A 1,469-nucleotide genomic window follows, 5' to 3' on the forward strand; every position below is an offset into this window, starting at 1 on the left:
AACCTTGGAATTCAAAGGCTCCCATATCTACCGTACCATTAGCAATACGCGCACCAGGTGCGCCTCGTTGGTCGGTGGTTAAACCTGCGGCTAAGGCGTTACTACCGGCATTGATGGCGGGACTGGTGAGAGCCAGGGCGTGGGTTTGGGTGGGTCCGCCGTAGTTCCCCAGAGGCAGCAACAGAGGGTCAACGTTGATGAGGTTGTTGCTGCCGGTAATGTTTGCTCCGGTTCCGGTGGAGTTTCCAATCAGGCTGTTAGTGGCAATTATTGTTCCTAAATTTGCGAATAAATCCGGTGCGGTGCCGCTGGAGGTGTTATTGGCAACGATACTGTTTGTTAAGGTGATGCTGTTGTTCGCAAACAAACCACCACGACCGGAAGAACCAGCACTATTACCACTCACCGTACTGTTTATTAATGTGATGTTGCCGTTCGTACCTAAACCACCATTCTGAAAAACAGCACTATTACCACTAACAGTACTGTTTGTTAAGGTGATGCTGTTGTTCGCAAACAAACCACCGCGAGTCTGACCAGCACTATTACCACTCACCGTACTGTTTATTAATGTGATGGTGTCGATCGCATTTAAACCACCAGCACTATAACCAGCACTATTACCACTCACCGTACTGTTTGTTAAGGTGATGTTGTTCGCATTTAAACCACCACCACCAGCAGCACTATTGCCACTCACTGTACTGTTTGTTACGGTGATGTTGTTCGCAGCATCCACACCGCCACCACCAGCAGTAGCAGCAGAATTGCCCGAAACCGTGGAATTATTCAGTGTTACGGCTCCAGCGCTACGAATCCCGCCGCCAGCAGTAGCAGCAGAATTGCCCGAAACCGTGGAATTATTCAGCGTCACGGCTCCAGTGCTATGAATCCCGCCGCCATTTCCTGCGAAACTCCCATTCTGAATGGTTATATTCTGAATCGTCGCATTCGCCGCCATAATATCGAATACCCGCGAATTTCCTCCCCCATCGACGACAATTTTGCTCCCTCCATCCAGGGTTAAATTATTCTTCGTTGCTCCCCATACTATCTCTCCATCTGTCCCCGATCCTGTCCCCGCCAGGGTAATCGTCCCACTCACCCCAAACGTAATCATGTCTCCTGCTGTTGCACCCATTTGAATCAGTTGTCGCAACGACCCCGCCCCTGTATTATTCAGGTTCGTTACCGTCAGAGTTGCTAATTTCCCATCCCATCCTGAAAGCGTCTCTGCCTCAAAAGGATTCCCCACTTCTATACTTCCCGTGCTGCTTTCTAAGACCCAATCACCGCCATAGTTGGCACTTCCCGTCGCATTGGTTGAAGCTGCTACATCTGCCCCCGTTAAATGCGCTAAATCCCCAATTAAGGCTTGTCCCGCTTCTCCTAATGCCGTAAAACAACTGTAGAGCAAGATATCTGCCCCTTCATCCAGGGATTTTGCCCAAGTTGCCAACTGTCCGGCA

General features: G+C 50.0%; 1 protein-coding gene. It reads right to left on the reverse strand.

Going from position 1 to position 1,469, the window contains the following annotated elements:
- Positions 1-1,469, reverse strand: a 1,469-nt coding sequence (locus JUI58_RS01585) for a DUF4347 domain-containing protein (RefSeq protein WP_204101991.1), incomplete at both ends; no start/stop codon positions are given.

The sequence above is a fragment of the Spirulina sp. CCY15215 genome (assembly GCF_016888125.1).
Lineage (GTDB): Bacteria > Cyanobacteriota > Cyanobacteriia > Cyanobacteriales > Spirulinaceae > CCY15215.